The following is an 18481-nucleotide window of genomic DNA, read 5'->3' as shown; positions in this document are numbered from 1 at the left end:
GCCGCCCCTCGAAATTCACCGAATTCGGCGCGTACATGTTCCGGGAAGCGGTCATTCGTCCGCTGGTGAATCGACTACAAATCGAGAAGTGGTACCGCCGTCATCCCGAGATCGATGATCAGGAAGTAACCGTGGAATTGTGCGGCGTAGGTTTTCCACGCACCGGTTCGACGGCCCTGGGGGCACTGCTTGGCGAGGATCAGGCATTCCGGTTCCTCCGAAGGTGGGAGGCGCCCAATCCGTGCCCTCTCGCCGGAGGACGACGAAAGAAGGATCGCCGGTGCAGACCCACTGGCACATGCGCGACGTGCTTCCGTCCATATCGGATATGTACTTCACGTTTCTCAGCGCAGATAGCCGGGGAATTGACCCGTTGTGGGTCGGTGAGTTCAACATCCGGCAGTGGTCGTTGGCCCTGGACAGGGTGTTGGCGTTCAGAAGTGACGCCGTCTCAGATGCCAAGTTTTTGGACATGGGATTTGCCTGCTTCCAAGCTGACCATGTTGGCGAGATCCGGCGCCTCTACGATTGGCTCGGGCACGATCTGACCGAGGAGACGGTCACCCGAATGACCAATTGGACGCGGGAAAACGCGATGGACAAGCGAGCCCATCCTGGCTACGACGCTGCCCGCTTCGGGCTCGACGATCCGACGGTCGAGCGCACCTTCGCCACCTACCATCAGCGGTTCGACAGCTATGTGTGACTCGGCGTCGGGATTTGAGAATAAACGCTCTCGTTATAGGATAACGTCGTTGCCGCTGAGCCGGGCGCGACTTGGGCACCGAGTCTTTGCAAGATCGGCCATCGGCATGACGCGGAGAGGAACCAACGTGACTGAGACGGACTCTTTTGAGGTCTGGGATGCCGACAACCACATGTACGAGACCATCGACGCGTACACGCGGTACCTGCCGGAGAAGTATTCCGAAGCACTGAAATTCGTGGATATCAACGGCCGTAAGAAGCTACAGATCCTCGGCGTCATCACCGAGACCATTCCCAACCCGACCTACGAGGTGATCCCCACCCCCGGCGCCTGGGCCGACTACTACCGCGGCATCAACCCCGACGGCAAGACGCTTCGTGAGCTCGCCGAGCCGATCCGTTGTCCGGACGAGTTTCGGCGTCCCGACCTGCGCCTGGCGTTGATGGACCGCCAAGGTGTCGACGGTGCGGTGATGTTCCCGACGACGGCGGGCATGCTCGAGGAGCGGACGAAGTCCGACACCGAACTCACTCATGCGATCACCCACGCCTTCAACCGCTGGCTGCTCGATGACTGGACGTTCAACTATCAGAACCGCATCTTCGCCGTCCCGGCGATCTCGCTGAACGATCCCGTCAAGGGTGTCGGCGAGTTGGAATGGTGCCTGGAAAACGGGGCAAAAACGGTGTTGATCCGGCCCGCGCCGGTGCCGCGCGAGGACGGGACTTCACGCTCCCCCGCACTGCCCGAGTTCGACGACTTGTGGCGGCTGGTCGAGTCGGCGGGTATCTCGGTCCAGATGCACAATTCCGACGCCGGCTACGACCGGTACCTCTCCGATTGGGAGGGCGGTGAAGAGTTCCAGGGCTTCCAGCTGACCAAGTTCCGCGGCTTCATCTACGAGGAGAGCCGCCACATCTTCGACACGCTCGCGGCGTTCATCGCACACGGGGTGTTCGAACGGTTCCCCGGGCTGCGCATCGGCGTGGTGGAGAACGGCGGTTCCTGGGCGAACCGTTTGATGGATGCATTCGACCGCGTGTACCGCAAGAAGCCACAGGACTTCGCCGAGCATCCGGGCGATGTCTTCCGTAGGCATGTGTGGGTCAACCCGTTTCACGAGGAGGACATGTCACACCTCATCGACATTCTCGGCGCGGATCGGGTGATGTTCGGGTCAGACTTCCCGCACCCTGAGGGACTCGCCGAGCCCGCGGATTTCCTCAAGGACCTCGAGAATCTCCCGTCGGCCACCACGGCGCGGGTGATGGGCGGCAACCTCAAGGAGCTCATCGGCCTCGTCAACCGCTGAAGCGCACCCGCAGTTCGTTCTTCAAGACTTTGCCGGTGAGGTTCCGCGGCAGCGCCTCCACCAGTTCGAGTCGTTCCGGAGACTTGTGCCGACTCAAACCCAGGTCATGACAGTGTGCGGCCAACGCGGCGAGGGTGACCTCGCCTCCGGGTTGCGCAACCACCACGGCGCAAACACGTTCTCCGGTAAGGGAATCAGGCACACCGATAACGGCGACATCAGCTACCGCGGGATGAGCGGCCAGCACACCTTCGATTTCCAGCGCCGAGATGTTCTCGGCGTTGCGAATGATGGCGTCCTTGATGCGTCCGGTCACCACGACGTTGCCGTCAACATTGATCCGCCCGCGATCACCGCTGCGAAACCAGCCTTCGGCGTCGAAAGCGTCGGCGTTTAAGGCTTCGTCGACATAACCCAGAAAGCACTGCGGCCCCTTGAGTCGGAGCTCACCTTCCTCGCCTAGGACGACTTCGCTTTCGGCGTCGTCGACAACACGCACGGAGACCCCGGCTACGGGCCGGCCCACGGTGTGGTCGAGTATCTCCGGCCCGCCGTCCGGCGGGGGCGAGGTCACCACTGGAAACTCGGTCAATCCCCACGAGTTCGCCACTCCCGCAACCGAAAGCGTCTCGCGCACTTGCCGTCCCAGCTCAGCGGTGATCGGCGCACCGCCGCCGACGCAACCGCGCAGATCAGGAAAGAGCGGGTCGGTCCCGTGCGCGCGCTGGGCGGCCATGAAGGCAACGAAGAATGGCGTCGCCGAGCCGAGCATCGTCGGACGATGCGCCGCAATCGCTTTCGGGGTCAGCACCGGATCGAACACGTCGAACAACACCAGTCGCATGCCGGTGAGCAGGCTCGCCGCCAACATCGCCGCACCGCCGATGTGTGATACCGGGAATGCGATGGGGTTGACGTCGCTGTTCGACGCGCCGAACATGCCGACCACCCCGGCCGATCCGGCGATTACCGAGCGATCACAGTGCCGCACGCCCTTTGGTGCCGCGGTGGTACCCGATGAGTAGTAGACCCATCGCGGCAGCGTGGCCGTCGTCGGAGGTGGGGGTAAGGCCGCGGGATCGCCTTTCGGAAGGCGGAGTTCGTCTGAAATGGGGGCCGCGTGGTCGACGACCACCACGGTCATCGGCCGATCTTTGGCGAGCGTGTCGGCGAGCGCGACATGGTCGAAACCCCGCCACAAGCCAGGCACGACGATCACCTCAGTACCGAGTTGCGCTGTTACGAAGCCGACTTCGCTCTCGCGCCAGATGGGCAGGACAGGATTCTGCACGGCGCCAAGGCGTGTCAGCGCCACCATGACCACCATCGTCTCCAGCGTGGTCGGCAGTTGCCACGACACCACCGAGCCGTCTGCGACCCCGACCGCCGCCAGCGCCGCTGCCGTGCTCTGCGCCGCATCGCGCAACTGTGAATTCGTGAGGCTGCGGCCGAAGTCGTCGACCAGTACGATGCGGTCAGGATACGTTTGGGCAGCTGTTTCGACTAATTCCCAATAGGTTTCGGACATCAGCGGCTTGGAAGTAGCAGCCGACGTTTGGCAAGGATGTTGCGCATCATCTCCGAGCTACCGCCGGAGATGGTGTAGGCGCGCGACCACAGCCAGCATTCCCGCAATCGTTGCTTGGCCTGTTGCGCAATGGTTTCCGATGCATCAACAACGACAGCTGCGGCCAGCTCCGCCCCGTAAGCCGAAACACGATGATAGGTTTCCGCGAAGCTCAGTTTGGCGATCGACCCGTCACCGGGTTGCTCGGCGCCGGTTGTCAGTCGCTCCACATGATCCTCGATGAATGCCTTGGCCACCTCGACCTCCACTGCCAGTTCGGCCACTGCCTGGCGAATGTCGCCACACTGCAAAGCCGGCGCGCCGTCGAGGTGCGCGTTGCGCGCCACGGTGACCAAGTCGTCGATCAAGAGTTCCAAGAGGATTACGTTACCGCCGATGCCGAAGCGTTCGAAGTCCAACCCCGCCATGATGATCGACCAGCCCTGGCCTACCTCACCGATCAGGCAGCCGTCGTCGAGTCGAACGTCGGTGAGGAAGACCTCGTTCACCTCGATGGCATCACCGATCGTCCGGATCGGACGAACCTCGACACCGTCCGCCGTGAGCGGAACGGTGAAGACGGAGAGGCCGTGGTGACGTGACGATGTCGGATCGGTACGGATCAAGGCGAGGCCCATGTCGGCCCAGTGCCCGTCGGTGATCCAGGTCTTCTGCCCTTCAATGAGCCAGCTTCCATCGGCTTGCCGCGTACCGCGGCAGCGCACTCCCGCGATGTCACTGCCGGCATCGGGCTCGCTGAGCAGCTGACACCAAATGTGCTCACTGCGCCGAATCGGTGGCAGCAGCACGCGCTTCTGTTCAGCGGAGCCGAAGTGCAGCAGCACATGTGCGGCCAGGTTGACCTGGTCGACCGGTCGTGGTGCCCGGGCGCGCAGGATCTCCTCGCTGACGATGCGGTCGTGCAGCGGATGGTGATCGGTGCGCCCACCGTGTTCGACCGGCCAATCCGCGCCGACGAAACCCGCGCCGAACAATCCGGCAAACCAGCCGCGCAGCAAAGCTTCCTGTGCGGGGGTCTCAGGCGCCCGGTGCCCCTCGCGCGCTTCGATCGCAGGTGCATGTTCGGCGATGTGTGTTCTGACCTGCTGCCTGAAGTCGGTGAGCTGTGCCTCAGTCGGCCGGGGTCCGAACGCGCTCACCAGCCAGACACCTCCGCCAGGAGCGCTCGACTCGATCGCGCTGTGCCCAGTAGATGGCCATTGGTGAAGACCCGACGCAGTTCGTAGTGCAGCGGGTACTCCCAGGTGAATCCGATGCCACCCGACAGTTGCATGCACTCGTCCACGGCGGCCGTAGCTTTCGCCGCTACGAACGCGTGCGCGGCCGCCGTGAGCCTTTGTGATTTTTCATCAGCGGCGGCGATGGCGCGGGCTGCCCTCATCACGACAGCGCGCGCTTTCACCTCGAAGACCAGGAGTTCGACGAGCCGATGCTGAATGGCTTGGAAACTCGCGATCGTCGCGCCGAATGCCACCCGCTCCCGCAGGTATGCCGTCAGCCGCTCGAGGGTCATCGACACGGCGCCGAGCGAGTCCGCCGAGACGAGCAGCCGAGCCACGGCGATCAGGTCTTGTGCCCGTTCGGGCGATCCGATCAACGTGCTGGGCGCGTCTGCGAGATCGAGGCGCCACACCGGTCTGGTCACGTCCAGCAGATCACCGTCCGGCCTTCTTCGGGCGCGATTGAGGTCGCGGAACAGGTGAATCCCGTTGCACCCCAGTAGAAGTACGATGTCGATATCGTCGCCCCGGATGATTCGCGCGGGGTGATCGGCGTCATCGGCAAGAGCGAAGCCGGCCGTCGCAGAGCCGGCGAGCATCCCCGGCAGCAACTGTTGCGTGACCTCATCGGGCGCCGATTCCAGCGCTGCGGCGGCAAGCGTCGTTCCCAGCCACGCTGAGCCGTCCTGTGCCCGGCCGAGTTCCTCTGCGATTAAGCATGTTTCGACCGGCCGCCATCCGGCACCACCCACCGCCTCGTCGACAAGCAGTCCGGTCCAGTCCATCGCCGCGAGGTCTTTGACGGAGTCCCGCTCGCCGCGTTCGGCAAGGAACTCTCGCGCCGACGCCCTGAGCAGGTCGAGGTCGACATCAGATGAGTTCTCGTCTGTCATCGGACGGGTGTTAACTCCGGAAAAGCAGCTGGTCGGCGTTGTCGCGCATGATCCGTTTCTTGGCCGCGTCGTCGAGCGGGTCGAGCAGCTTTACGAAATCCGCGGGCTCCGCCATGCCTTCGGCGTGCGGGTAATCCGAGCCCATCACCAGGCAGTCGTCGTATCCCATGCTCGCGACGATCGCCGGGATATCGTCCTCGGGGTATGGCACGACACGGACATGGCGGCGGAAGATTGCCGACGGCCGCTCGGTCAGCTTGCCGCCGATCCAAGGACCATTGCGGCCCATGCCACGGCTCTTGTCCATGTGCCTGACGAAGAACGGCACCCACTCCGCACCGTGCTCGGCGACCAAGACGTTCAGACCTGGAAAGCGACCGAAGAGGTTGTCGAAGATGAGCGCGGACAACGTTTCCTCGATCGGCCGCTGGCCATAGATGTTCATCCACTGCCACGCCGACATGTGCCACGAGGCGGGGTCGGAATTCTGGCCCCAGGCAGGCGAGATCGCATCGAAGTACCAGAACGGCATTATGTGGTACACCAAGATGCAGCCGGCCTCTTGCAGACGTGCGTAGATGGGGTCGAAGTAAGGATCACCGGGTGATCGACCGTAGGCCGGCCCCGTCGGCAGCAGCACGAACTTGGCTCCCTGCGCGATTATCGCCTCGGTCTCCGCGATCGCAGAATCCAAGTCGCGCAACGACAACAGCGCAGTGGCAAAGATCTTCTCTTCGTAGTTGAAACCCCACGCTTCGTCGAACCACCGGTTGAACGAGCGCAGATTGGCGTACAGCGCCGCGGTGTCGTCGACGTAGTGTTCGGCGGCCAGCGCCATGCCGCTTGGATAGATGACCATGCGCTCGATGTTCTGGTCCGCCATGACGGCCAGGCGTGCAGCACGGTCGATGAATTCCGGTTGCATGGGTTGCGGTTCGTAGGACTCCTCAGGGTTGCCCGATCCCATCTGCTTGAGCATCTCCTTGAGCGAGCCGGGGCGGTAGGCGACATCGAGACCCAGACCGCCTTCGCTGTTGAAGGTGGCGACGCGATGTCCCGCAAGAATCACCTCGACGCCATCCGCCCCACGCACGGTGGTGATCGCCCGGTCGCGGAACTCCTCCGGCAGATAACGGGTGAACGCATCACGCGGCTCGTAGCAGTGGGTATCGCAGTCAAAGATGCCGTAATCGAGTTTCGTCGTCACCGCGTCGCTCCTTCAGGCGAGAATGAATATTCTCTCTTTTCAGAAAACATACTATCCTGGTTCGATAATGCCTATCTTGGGCGGGATGAGCTGGCGCCCGCTGCTGGCTGTGCCGAATCAGCTGCGACCGCACGAAGGAAGATCTGAAACCATCAATGCCCATGACCGACAAAGCCATCGGCGGTTCGATGAGTGAAATCGACGATCTCCGAGGCGTGGTGCGCGACTATCTGACTGCCACGTCACCCAGCGAGACCGTTCGCAAGCTGATGGCAACGGACACCGGGTTCGACGAGACGGCCTGGCGTCAGATGGCCGGCGAATTAGGCCTGCATGGCATCGCTGTTCCCGAGCAATGGGGCGGGGCGGGCGCCGGGGTGGCCGAACTGGCCGTGGTCTTCGAGGAAATGGGGCGCGCGCTGTTGTGCTCACCGTTCTTTGCCACCGTGGCGCTGGCAACACAGGCGATCCTCGCCAGCGGCGACGACACGGCCGCCGCGCGGTTCGTCCCTGGGTTCATCGACGGATCGACCACCGCAACGCTGATCCTCAACGGCCGACTGGACGCGTGGGATCCCGCCGCCGTGACGTTGCGGGCCGACCGCGACGACGGTGGGCACCGACTCTACGGTGCTGCGCCATTGGTCATCGACGGTCACACCGCGGACGTCATTCTGGCGGCCGCAAACACCGACGCCGGCATCTCCTTTCTCGCAGTATTAGCCGAGGCGGACGGAGTTCGTCGCACGCCGCTGGCCGGGCTCGACCGCACCCGCAAGGTAGCCCGGGTCGAGTTCGACGGCACGCAGGCAGATCTGATCGGAACGGAGGGTTCCGCCGCCGGCTTCCTGGCACGTGCATCGGACCTCGCCATCGTCGCGCTGACAGCCGAGCAGGTCGGCGCGGCGCAACGTTGCCTGGACATGGCCGTTGACTACGCCAAGCACCGAATCCAGTTCGGCCGCCCGATCGGCAGTTTCCAGGCGATCAAGCATCGGTGTGCGGACATGTTGGTGGTCGTCGAGGGGGCCCGGTCGGCCGCGACGCACGCCGTAGAGGTGGCCGACAACGACGAACTACCCTCCGCAGCATCCGTCGCAAAGCTGGCTTGTTCGGAGGCCTTCCTGCAGGTCGCCCTGGACAACATGCGCATCCACGGTGGCATTGGCTTCACCTGGGAACACGATGCGCACCTCTTCGTCCGACGCGCCAAGGCCACTCAGTTGATCTTGGGCAACCCGGACTACCACGCCGAGCGCCTCGCGACGCTCCTGTCCGACGTGAAAGGACCCTCGTGACCATATCCTTCTCCCTCGAATTGCCCACCCAGCGTGTGGAGGCAGTCGATGAGTTCGTGACTGCCGAAGCCATCGCCGACATCGCACGGTTAGCCGAGACAAGTGGTTTCGCGGCGGTTCACGTCACCGACCACCCCGCGCCCGACGCTAAGTGGTTGGACCATGGCGGACACCACGCCCTTGATCCGTTCGTCGCGTTGGCTTTTGCCGCCGCCGCGACAACCGACATCAAGCTGCTGACCAATGTCTACATCGCGGCCTACCGCAACCCGTTTCTCGGGGCAAAATCAATTCAAAGCCTTGCAGCATTGTCGAAGGGACGTCTCATCCTCGGGACGGCCGCGGGATACTTGAAGCCCGAATTCAAAGCCCTCGGAATCGATTTCGACAACCGCGGAGCTCTGCTTGACGAGGCACTGGATGTACTGGACAAGGTGCTGAGCGGCGAGGACGTCGCCTACGAAGGCACATCGTTCGCCGCCCGCGGCGTCCGACTGCGCCCGCTGCCGGTGACTGCGCCGCCTGTGTGGGTTGGGGGCAACAGCAAAGCGGCGGTCCGGCGCGCGGTGTCCCGCGCCCAGGGATGGGCGCCGTTCAACACGTTCGGCTACGCCGCGGCCTCGCGCACCGCGGAGATCTCATCGATCGACGACCTGGTGATCTCCATCGACTGGGCCAAGAAATACGCGGCCGAAATAGGCCGCACCGCACCGCTGGACATCTGCTTCTCCGCGGGAAATCTGTTGGATGACCGCAAATCGGCCGATGAACGTCACGCCACCATCGCACAGCTCGCCGCGGCCGGGGTCACCTGGCTCACCGTCGCGCCGCCGGGCGCCGACCGTGCCGAAGTCATCGATCGTTCCCGCGCCTTCGCCCAAGAGTTCATCACTGCATAACGCGCACTCAGGCCATCAGACTGTCGGCGGCGAATGCATCCACACTGATCCGTCGATGGATGAACAACCATCGGCCGTCAACAGGGACAAGGACGTCGCGGTAGCGGCCCCAGTGATCGAGGCCGATATCGGTGTGGACAGCGAAGTAGCTGCTGACTTCGGCCCTGTCGCGAGCCACAGACCCGAACCGGACACTGGACACGTGGTGGCGGACGTGTGTCGGCGCGGTCCGCGGTTGCGGTTTCCCCTCCTGCAATGGCCGGGCCACCGCGGTGCTGAGGCCGGCCTCGATTTCCGCAGGCCCCGTTAACGGTGCAGCGCCTCCGGTGAATTCCAGCACGCCCTCGTCACCGAAGCACGACGCCAACGAACGAAGATCGAACCGATCAGTGGCCGCGGTGTAGTCGGCCAACGTCTGCCGCACCGACTCACGGACCTCAAGCTCCCAAGTCTCCACCGGGCTCCTCCTGGAAATCGCACTCGGACACACGATAACGTTTATTCTCATGCCGCCACCACGCTTGCAGGATCTGCTCGAACCCGCCACCACCGCGCTCGTCACGCAGGAGTGCCAAGGTGGAGTGATCGGGCCGCAGGCCGGGCTCCCCTTCCTGGCCGAAGAGGCTCGCCGCGAAGCCATTCCGAACATCGCCAGACTGCTCGACGCGGCCAGGGCCGCCGGAGTTGCGGTCGTGCATTGCCTCATCGAGAAGCGCCCTGACAACCGTGGGTCGAACACCAACGCCCGGCTGTTCATGGCCGGCAAGTCCTTTGCGGCCGACTTGACGCCGGGCAGTCCCGGTGCATCGGTACTGCCCGAACTCGGTCCGGTTCCCAGCGACCTCGTGCTCACCCGCACCCACGGTGTCGGGCCCATGACCGGTACCGATCTCGACTCTGTGCTGCGCAACATGAATATCAAGACGATTGTGGGCGTGGGGGTTTCGGTGAACATCGCTATCCAGAACTTTGTGATGGACGCGGTGAATCGCAGCTATCAGTTCGTACTGCCCCGCGACGCGGTGAGTGGGTATCCGCGAGAGTATGCAGAATCCGTCATCGACAACACGTTGGCCTTGCTCACCACGCTGACCAGCACCGACGCGGTGGTAGACGCTTGGAAAGAGTTGTCCGGACCCTGACCCGATCTGGATGTTGCGGGTTGGGGATGATAACGTCATTCTCACTTGGCGTAAATGATCATATTCGCTGCTCAGGAGGAAGGGCTTATGTCTTCCCGTTCATTGCCGTATCCGGTCTTCGATATCGACAACCACATGTACGAGACGACTGACGCGCTCACGAAGTACCTGCCGAAGCAGCACCGTGGCAAGGTCGGCTACGTCGAGGTCAACGGCAGGCCCAAACTCGTGGTCAAGGATCACATCAGCCACATGATCCCCAATCCGACTTTCGCGCGGGTGGCCCGGCCGGGCAGCGCCGAGGACTACTTCCTGGGCAACAATCCCGAGGGCCTCAACTTCCGCGAGTTCATCGGCGACGCAATGGATGTCATCCCGGCTTATCAGGCACCCGCCCCGCGACTCGAGCTGATGAATGAGCTGGGCCTCGACCAGTGCGTGATGTATCCGACGCTGGCCAGCCTCATCGAAGAACGCACCACAGACGACGTGGTTCTCACCCACGCGATCATCCACGCACTCAACGAATGGATGCACGAACACTGGACGTTCAACTACCACGACCGGATCTTCGCGACCCCCGTCATCTGCCTGCCGTTGGTTGACGAAGCCATCAGGGAATTTCACTGGGGCGTCGAGCGCGGGATGAAGACGTTCCTGGTCCGGCCGGCACCGGTGCCCAGCCGTTTCGGCGGATCGCGATCCATGGGCCTGCCCGAGTTCGATCCGTTCTGGCAAGAGGTCGTCAACGCCGGCATGCCGGTCACCATGCATGCCTCAGACAGTGGTTACCAAAAGCACCTGATGGAGTGGGAAGGCGGCGGCGAATACCTGTCCTTCAAGCCGAGTGCGCTCCGCGAGGTTGTAATGGGCCACCGGGCCATCGAAGACACCCTGGCCGCGATGGTCTGCCATGGAGCGCTGTCACGCTTTCCTGATCTGAAGATCCTCTGCGTCGAGAACGGCAGCGGCTGGGTGCGCAACCTACTCGAGCAACTCAACACCGCGTACAAGATCATGCCCAAGGAGTTCGACGAGCATCCCGTCGAGGTGTTCAAGCGCAACATCTACATCCACCCGTTCCTCGAAGACGACCTCAAGGGAATCATCGACATCATGGGTGAGGACCACGTGATGTTCGGTTCCGATTTCCCCCACCCCGAGGGCATCGGCGACCCGCTGAGCTTCGTCGACCGGCTTGACGGCGTCTCGGATTCCGCGAAGGCGAAGATTATGGGCGGCAACGCTATTGAGCAGTTAGGGCTCAAGGTCCCGGCATGACCCAGGCGCCTACCTCTCCGAAAGAGTATCCAGGCATCTCGGCGTTTGAGGCTCATGTGGGCGAGCACCTGGGCTACAGCGGTTGGCGTCAGGTCACACAGAAGGAGATCGATCTGTTCGCCGAGGCCACCGGCGACCATCAGTGGATTCACGTCGACCCGCAGAAGGCTGCCGCCGGTCCCTACGGGAAGACCATCGCGCACGGCTATCTGACCCTGTCGCTGGTACCCATTCTCGTGCAACAGATTTACCGCGTGACCGGGCTTTCGATGCAGGTGAACTATGGATCCGACAAGCTGCGGTTCCCCGCGCCGGTTCCGGTCGACTCACGCATCCGGGCAGGTGCGCAACTACTGAAAGTGGAGCGCAACGACAAAGGCGGCCGGGCTACCGTGCGCGTCACCGTCGAAGTCGAGGGAAACGACCGGCCGGCGTGTGTTGTCGACACCATCGCCGCAATGGTTGACGGCTGAGGCTCTCAGGCGTTCAGCACGCGGTGCCCGATCACCTGTTGTTCATGCAGCGCCGCAATCTGCGGCTCTGAAAGTCCTAGCGCCGCAAGCACCTCGGCGTTGTGCTGACCCAGTGTGGGTGCGGGGGTCCGATGCTGGTGTGCCGGACCTGGCGAGAACCGAAAGGGCCAGCCCGGGAACCGGTGGCACCCAGTGATCGAATGGGTCAGATCCTGATAGAAACCGCGCGCTTTGAGTTGCTCGACCTCGTACATCTGGTCGGCCGCAAGTAGCCGCTCGGCAGGCACACCGTGTTGGTGAAATGTTGCGACAAGCGCGTCCCCGCGTCGCCCTGACGTCCACTCCGTCAGGATCTCATCGAATTCGTCATGATTCTCCCGGCGAGCGTCTGCGGAAACGAACCTCGGGTCGTCGCGCAGGTCGTCACGGTCAATGGCGTCCAGCACGGCAAGCCAGTCGGTGTCATCGCGCACCGTCAGCGCGACCCACTCGTCAGCGATGCTGGTCGGGTAGACGCCCTGGGCGTACTCACGGTGACGGTTTCCTTCTCGCGGCCGCACCGTTCCGGTCAATGAGTACTCGATGACCGGTTCGGCGGTCACAGCCGCGCCGACCTCGATCTGAGCGACCTCGACGAGCTGACCCTCGCCGGTGGACCGTCTGTGCTCAAGCGCGGCCAAAAGTGCGATACCCGCATGCACGCCGGCAATCGGGTCGGCCGGCCCCTGCAGATTGCACGGCGGACCGTCTGAGTAGCCGGTCGCGGCCGACATCCCGGACACCTGTTCGATATTCAGCGCCCAGCCAACGTAGTCGCGCCACGGCCCGTCGAGCCCGAACCCGGGCATCCGCACCATGATCACGTCGGGATTGACGTTCACGATGGAGTCGTAATCCAGCCCGAACTGCTCAACCACCCGTGGCGAGAAGTTCTCTACCACCACATCCGCCTCAGCGGCCAGCCGAAGTGCAAGCTCCCGCCCGGCCGCAGAGCCGAGATCCAGCGTGACGTCTCGCTTGTTGAGATTCGTTCCCTGCCATAGCGGCCCGCGCTCGAACCAGTCGTCGCCGCTGCGCAGTAGCGCGCCAGAGTAGCGATGCCCGTCGGGCCGTTGAATCGACTCGACCTTGATCACGTCGGCGCCGAACGCACCGAGGTAGCACGTCAGATAGGCGCCTGCCCAGAAGGTGCTCAGGTCGAACACCTTCAGCCCGGCGAACGGCAGCGACACCTCAAGCACGTCGCTATTTCGGTGGCGTGCGGGGCGCTCACCCCACCCGGCGGGCGCATCCGACGTCACGGCGGGAGCAGGTAGCGGCGGCGGGATCGGTGTCTTCGACAATCGGAACGGCGGTCCGGGTCTGGTGAATCGCCCGTCGCCAATGGTCGATTCGATGAAGAACCCACGCTGCGCATACTGGGGACAATGCAGGATGGTGTCGCCTTCGCTGATCGGCGCCGCAGGTATTCGCATGGCCTGGCTCAGGTCAACCAAGTCGGCAACTGCCATCGAGGCGAGAAATGGCTGAGCCTTGGTGAAGAACTCGTCACGCTCGGGCCCGCCGAGCATGATCGCGAGTTGATGCTCGCCGAACTCGGGCAACCCAACCATCGCACACACGTCCAGCCAGTGCTGGCCGGTCAAGCAGTTGATCCCTATCCAGCCATCCGCGGCGCGCACGATACCCAGCATCGGTGCGGCCTTGGAATTGGTCGGCCGTTTCAGGCTTTTCAGGCGCGCAGCCATCAGCATGGGGTAGGGCAGCGTCGACAGCAGCGACTCGAACATCGAGACGTCCACCTCGACCGGACGGTTCACTCCGGCAGTGGCGATTCGCAGCGCGGTGAGCGCGCCGAGTGCCGCATACGAGCCTGCGATGTACTCCGGGATCCGGGCACCGGCCTGCACCGGCGCTCTGCCGGGTTCGCGCACATTGACCCAGCCTGCCGCCGCCTGCAAGGTGAGCGATGTCGTCACCCGGTCACGCAGCGGGCCCTCCTGCCCAAAACCGGATATTCGCACCACGACAAGTCGGGGGTTGATCCTGGCGAGGTTCTCCGCGTCCAGGCCCAATGCCCGGCGCTCAGACGTGCCCGTCGGCAGGCTTTCGACGAACACATCTGCCCCCGCGATCAGCTCGCGGACCGCGGCAACATCGTCGGCATTCGCCAGATCGACTGCAAAGCCACGCTTTCCAGCATTCAGATACTCGAAGAGCCCACCTCGCGAATCCCAGCGGCGCAGCGGATCACCTGATGGGGGTTCGATCTTGCACACGTCAGCGCCGAGATCGACCAGTAGCTTTGTGCAGTACGGGCCCGCGATCTCGGAGGCCAGTTCGACGACACGCAAATCCCCCAACGGTCGGTTCACGCGGGTATCCCGATGGCCTTCGGCTCCATGTAAGCGCGCAGTCCCATCACTCCGCCCTCCCGGCCTATTCCACTCTGCCGAAAGCCCCCGAAAGGCGCGTCCCCGGGAATCGTGCCATTGATCGACACCTGCCCTGTCCTGATCCGGCGGGCGATAGCCACCGCGCGGTCGACGTCGGTCCCCCAGACGGCACCGCCGAGCCCGTAGGCCGAGTTGTTGGCGATGAACACCGCGTCATCGTCGTCTTGGTACCGCAACACTGTCAGCACAGGACCGAACACCTCCTCCTGCGCGATGTAGGAATCGGCCGATACATCGGTGAGTATCGTTGGCTCAAAATAGAAGCCGCTGTTCAGATGCTTGGGACGGGCTCCCCCCGCCACCACTGCTGCGCCGTCCGCTTCTGCACGTTCGACGAAGCCTTGGACACGGTCGAGGTGTTGGCGGCTGATCAACGGTCCCATCGTGACCGCTGCATCCGTGGGATCGCCGACGACCACGGCACGTGCCAGCTCGGCTAGTCGCGCGACTACATCGTCGTGGATCGAATCGGGCAGCAGCAGTCTGCTGTTGAGGATGCAGGCCTGGCCGGCATGCATGATGCATCCTTCGAACAGCAGCCGCTCCAACAGTTCGTCGCTCACCTCGACATCGGGCATCAGGATGGCGGCTGATTTGCCCCCGCACTCAAGCAAGACGCGCTTCATCGTGGTCGCTGCGCCGGCCATCACATCGCGGCCGACGACCGAACTACCGGTGAAGCTGACCATGTCGACCCTGGGGTCCAACGTCAGGCTTCTGCTCGCCTCGACGCTGGTCGGTGTGACGACATTCACGACCCCCGGCGGGATATCGGTGTCCTCGTGGATGATTCGTGCCAACGCCAGCCCCGCCAGCGGGGTCAGGGGCGACGGCTTGAGGACCAACGTGTTCCCGGCCGCAAGTGCCGCGCCCAACTTCATCACGTTCAGCGTGTGCGGGAAGTTCCACGGCGTCATTGCCGCCACGACGCCTAGCGGCTCGTAACGCAACAATGTCGTCCCGGCCGCCCCCCAGGCGTCCAACGGCGCTTCGGCCGGCTCGCGCGCGAGTTCGGCGGCGTGACCGACCATGAATGCCGGACCCTCGACGTGAATCAGCCGCTCGTTGGCCGAACAGCCCCACTCTGCCTGGGCCAATGCGTAGATCTGCTCGCTCCTGGCCAGCAGCGCTTCGCTGAGCTGTTGCAAGCATCGAGCACGTTCCTCGGGCTTGGCAGTGGGCCACGGACCCGTGTCGAAGGCCGTCCTCGCCGCAGCCACCGCCTGTTGCACCTGCGCGACGCTGGCATCGGGAGCTCGCCCAATCACAGCCTCGGTGGCGGGATTCAGGACGTCGTAGCGCCCGTTGTCCGGAACTGTCCATCGGCCGTTGATGTAGTGCTCATATACATCGATGAGGGAACGCGAATCCGACATCAACCGCCTGCCTTCCTGACCGCCTCGCGATGGCCTGCCCACTGTGGCATCCGGATGAGAACAGACATATCCAATCCTGATGTGCATGGGCGGGGGCGTCGCCGCGATGCGTCAATCACGTTAGTTTATAGATGTATAGACATTCAATTGACATGGGCATCACACATCCGGTAGACAAAGTGAAAACGGACATTTCCAGGCGTTCTGTCCGGAACCTCACAGCCCGAGGAAGGCGTGTAGTGCCGACCACTACTGTTCCGTTGCACTCGCCAGACTTCTACGCTGGCGATCCGTACCCCGCCTACCGGGAACTCCGCAACACGACGCCGGTCGTGTGGAACGACGTCACGAACTTCTGGGCACTACTGAAGTACGAAGACATTCGCTACGTCTCGGGTCATCCATTGACGTTCACCTCGACGAAGGGCATCACGATCCCCGATCCGGCTCAACCCGAACCGGTCCAAGAGGGCAACCTGATCTTCACCGACCCCCCACGTCACCGCCAGCTTCGCAAACTGATCAATTCCGGTTTCACCCGTCGCCAGGTGACCTTGCTGGAACCCAAGGTGCGAGAGATTGTGAAGGGCATCCTCGACGGAGTCGACCCCGCCCGGGAGTACGAGTTCGCCGAGGAGATCGCCGCGCCTCTCCCCACCCGGATGATCGCCGAGATGCTAGGTGCCCCGCCAGAAGATTGGGAGAAGTTCCGCACCTGGTCGGACGCGGCCGTGGGTACGGCTGACCCGGACATCGAACTGGATCACCTGGTTGCGCTGGGCCAACTCTACGAATACTTCACCAAGCTGATCGCCGCACGACGGTCGGGTGAGGTCAGCGGACAAAACGACCTGCTGAGCATCTTGGCGGCGGCGGAGGTCGACGGTGAACGTCTCAGTGATGCGGATCTGCTGAACTTTTCCTTCCTCTTGTTGGTGGCAGGAAACGAGACCACCCGCAACCTCATCGCACTGGGCACACTGGCGCTGATCGATCACCCCGATCAGTTCTCCCTGCTGCGGTCCAACCCGTCGCTACTGCCCAGCGCGGTCGAGGAGATGCTGCGATTCACCAGTCCCGTGACCCACATGGCTCGCCACGCCACCGCGGATGTGGAGATACGCGGCCAGAAGATCAAAGCAGGCGACACCATCGTCATGCTCTACGGCGCGGCCAACCGCGACGAGGAGATCTTCGGACCTACGTGTGAATCCTTCGACATTACCCGTAATCCCAACCCGCACATCGCATTCGGGGCTGGAGAACACGCCTGCCTCGGCGCTCAGCTTGCCCGCTTGGAGGCCAGGGTGATGTTCGAGGTGCTGCTGGGCACCTATCCGACGATCGAGCTCACCGGCGACGTGTCACGGCTTCGCGCCACCATGGTGCCTGGTGTGAAACGCATGCCAATTCGACTGGGAGTAGGCAACTGATGGACTTCGACTACACACCCGAGCAGGAGCAGCTCCGCAAGGATTACCGGACGCGCCTCGAGGCGGTGATGACCCCCGAGCGTCGCGCCGCCGTCGCCAACCTCATGGAGGGCGGCTCGGCGATGTCCGAATGCAGGCGCGCTCTTGGTGACGCGGGGCTACTCGGCGTCGCCTGGCCGGTTGAATACGGCGGCGGCGGGTTGACCGCGCTCGAGCAGTACATCTTCTCGGAGGAAGCGCGCAGGGTCAACGCTCCCCTGCCGATGATCACTCTGAACACTGTGGGTCCCACACTCATTCAGTACGGCACCGAAGAACAGAAGGCAAAGTTCCTGCCTGCGATTCTGCAAGGCACCGTCGAATTCGCGATCGGCTACTCGGAGCCCGGCGCGGGCAGCGACCTTGCCTCGCTTCGCACTTCGGCAGTACGCGACGGCGACGAATTCGTCATCAATGGTTCGAAGATGTTCACCAGCGGAGCCGAGTTCGCCGACTACATCTGGCTGGCGGCGCGCACCGATCCAACTGTGAAGAAGCACAAGGGAATCACCCTGTTCATCGTGCCGACGGACACGCCCGGGTTCTCCTGGAAGCCGTTGCACACCATGCCGGGTGTCTCCACCTATTACACGTTCTATGACGACGTCCGCGTGCCCGAGAGCGCCATCGTGCTCGGCGAGAATCAGGGCTGGACGCTGGTGACGAATCAGCTCAACCTGGAACGCGCCGCGCTCGGCAATCTCGGTGCCCTGGAGCCGCTTTTCAGAAAGACGCTCAAATGGGCATCGACGACACCGCTCGACGACGGCAAGGTCATCGACCAGCCCTGGGTGCAGCAGGCCCTGGCCCGAGTCGAAGCACAAGTCGCCGCCTACCGACTGTTGAACCTCCGCGTGAATGCCACGATGAGCTCGGGCGCGCTGGGGATGGGTGAGGCATCCGCAGCGAAAGTGTTCGGCACCGAACTCACCCAGCAGGTTGCCCGTGAACTCCTCGAAGTTGTCGGACATGCCGGCGTGCGCAAAGACTCGGCGGCTCCGCTCAAGGGCGAACTGGAAAGCGCTTACCGCTTGGCGGTCATCAATACATTCGGCGGCGGAGCGAACGAGCTCCAACGCGACATCATCGCTATGGCCGGTCTCCGGATGCCGCGCGCACCCCGGGACATGCGGGCCAGCGCATCCTGAGAGGAAG

The 18481-nt window shown here is 63.3% G+C and carries 16 protein-coding genes; 9 read left to right on the top strand and 7 right to left on the bottom strand.

What is annotated here, in order from left to right; genetic code table 11:
• The first annotated feature begins 280 nt into the window (after positions 1–280).
• Positions 281–706, top strand: a complete 426-nt coding sequence (locus ACZY1I_RS04885; RefSeq protein WP_463753119.1) for a sulfotransferase — start codon at positions 281–283, stop codon at positions 704–706.
• A gap of 172 nt (positions 707–878) precedes the next feature.
• Entirely contained in the window at positions 879–2021 is a 1143-nt protein-coding gene (locus tag ACZY1I_RS04880; protein ID WP_463753514.1) for an amidohydrolase family protein, read from the top strand.
• On the opposite strand, the gene ACZY1I_RS04875 is transcribed toward ACZY1I_RS04880, so the two are convergent.
• From ACZY1I_RS04875 to ACZY1I_RS04860, 4 genes are read right to left on the bottom strand one after another with little or no spacing between them, the layout of a single operon-like run.
• Positions 2011–3549: a class I adenylate-forming enzyme family protein gene (locus ACZY1I_RS04875; RefSeq protein WP_463753118.1), complete on the bottom strand. Its 1539-nt coding sequence runs from the start codon at positions 3547–3549 to the stop codon at positions 2011–2013. The two genes, ACZY1I_RS04880 and ACZY1I_RS04875, sit on opposite strands and share 11 nt — an antisense overlap.
• Positions 3549–4748, bottom strand: a complete 1200-nt coding sequence (locus ACZY1I_RS04870) for an acyl-CoA dehydrogenase family protein (protein ID WP_463753117.1) — start codon at positions 4746–4748, stop codon at positions 3549–3551. Before ACZY1I_RS04870 ends, ACZY1I_RS04875 begins: the two co-directional genes overlap by 1 nt.
• Positions 4745–5722 carry an acyl-CoA dehydrogenase family protein gene (locus tag ACZY1I_RS04865; RefSeq protein ID WP_463753116.1) on the bottom strand — a complete coding sequence of 326 codons (978 nt, stop codon included), beginning with the start codon at positions 5720–5722 and terminating at the stop codon, positions 4745–4747. Before ACZY1I_RS04865 ends, ACZY1I_RS04870 begins: the two co-directional genes overlap by 4 nt.
• Before the next feature lie 10 nt (positions 5723–5732).
• On the bottom strand, positions 5733–6929 hold the full coding sequence (locus ACZY1I_RS04860) for an amidohydrolase family protein (RefSeq protein WP_463753115.1): 1197 nt from the start codon (positions 6927–6929) through the stop codon (positions 5733–5735).
• Between the two features lie 161 nt (positions 6930–7090).
• Here ACZY1I_RS04860 and ACZY1I_RS04855 point away from each other — a divergent pair, with 161 nt between their 5' ends.
• Together ACZY1I_RS04855 and ACZY1I_RS04850 are read left to right on the top strand one after the other, a co-directional pair.
• Positions 7091–8227 carry an acyl-CoA dehydrogenase family protein gene (locus tag ACZY1I_RS04855; RefSeq protein ID WP_463753114.1) on the top strand — a complete coding sequence of 379 codons (1137 nt, stop codon included), beginning with the start codon at positions 7091–7093 and terminating at the stop codon, positions 8225–8227.
• Entirely contained in the window at positions 8224–9126 is a 903-nt protein-coding gene (locus ACZY1I_RS04850) for a TIGR03619 family F420-dependent LLM class oxidoreductase (RefSeq protein ID WP_463753113.1), read from the top strand. The genes ACZY1I_RS04855 and ACZY1I_RS04850 overlap by 4 nt, the downstream gene beginning before the upstream one ends.
• 7 nt (positions 9127–9133) lie before the next feature.
• Here the strand turns inward: ACZY1I_RS04850 and ACZY1I_RS04845 are convergent, their stop codons facing one another.
• A complete protein-coding gene (locus ACZY1I_RS04845) occupies positions 9134–9583 on the bottom strand; it encodes a nuclear transport factor 2 family protein (protein WP_463753112.1) in 450 nt (149 codons plus the stop codon).
• A 49-nt stretch (positions 9584–9632) separates the two neighbouring features.
• Here ACZY1I_RS04845 and ACZY1I_RS04840 point away from each other — a divergent pair, with 49 nt between their 5' ends.
• The 3 genes from ACZY1I_RS04840 to ACZY1I_RS04830 all read left to right on the top strand — a co-directional run bounded on the left by ACZY1I_RS04840 (position 9633) and on the right by ACZY1I_RS04830 (position 12022).
• The gene (locus ACZY1I_RS04840) at positions 9633–10268 is read left to right on the top strand and encodes an isochorismatase family protein (protein WP_463753111.1); all 636 of its coding nucleotides are present in this window, start codon (positions 9633–9635) and stop codon (positions 10266–10268) included.
• Between the two features lie 87 nt (positions 10269–10355).
• Positions 10356–11549, top strand: a complete 1194-nt coding sequence (locus ACZY1I_RS04835) for an amidohydrolase family protein (protein ID WP_463753110.1) — start codon at positions 10356–10358, stop codon at positions 11547–11549.
• Positions 11546–12022, top strand: a complete 477-nt coding sequence (locus tag ACZY1I_RS04830) for a MaoC family dehydratase (protein WP_463753109.1) — start codon at positions 11546–11548, stop codon at positions 12020–12022. The genes ACZY1I_RS04835 and ACZY1I_RS04830 overlap by 4 nt, the downstream gene beginning before the upstream one ends.
• Before the next feature lie 5 nt (positions 12023–12027).
• Here ACZY1I_RS04830 and ACZY1I_RS04825 read toward each other — a convergent pair whose 3' ends face one another.
• Positions 12028–14397 (bottom strand): CaiB/BaiF CoA transferase family protein, encoded by a 2370-nt coding sequence (locus tag ACZY1I_RS04825; protein ID WP_463753108.1) that lies wholly within the window; start codon positions 14395–14397, stop codon positions 12028–12030.
• Positions 14394–15854: an aldehyde dehydrogenase family protein gene (locus ACZY1I_RS04820; protein ID WP_463753107.1), complete on the bottom strand. Its 1461-nt coding sequence runs from the start codon at positions 15852–15854 to the stop codon at positions 14394–14396. The genes ACZY1I_RS04825 and ACZY1I_RS04820 overlap by 4 nt, the downstream gene beginning before the upstream one ends.
• Before the next feature lie 260 nt (positions 15855–16114).
• On the opposite strand from ACZY1I_RS04820, the gene ACZY1I_RS04815 reads away from it, so the two are divergent.
• Together ACZY1I_RS04815 and ACZY1I_RS04810 are read left to right on the top strand one after the other, a co-directional pair.
• Complete coding sequence (locus ACZY1I_RS04815) at positions 16115–17287, top strand: cytochrome P450 (RefSeq protein ID WP_463753513.1); 1173 nt, start codon at positions 16115–16117, stop codon at positions 17285–17287.
• On the top strand, positions 17287–18474 hold the full coding sequence (locus ACZY1I_RS04810; protein ID WP_463753106.1) for an acyl-CoA dehydrogenase family protein: 1188 nt from the start codon (positions 17287–17289) through the stop codon (positions 18472–18474). The genes ACZY1I_RS04815 and ACZY1I_RS04810 overlap by 1 nt, the downstream gene beginning before the upstream one ends.
• The last annotated feature ends 7 nt before the right edge of the window (positions 18475–18481 follow it).

This window comes from Mycobacterium sp. IDUB_37 (assembly GCF_055419245.1).
Note: the sequence above shows the minus strand (reverse complement) of the source record. Positions and strands in the feature narration are given on the sequence as shown.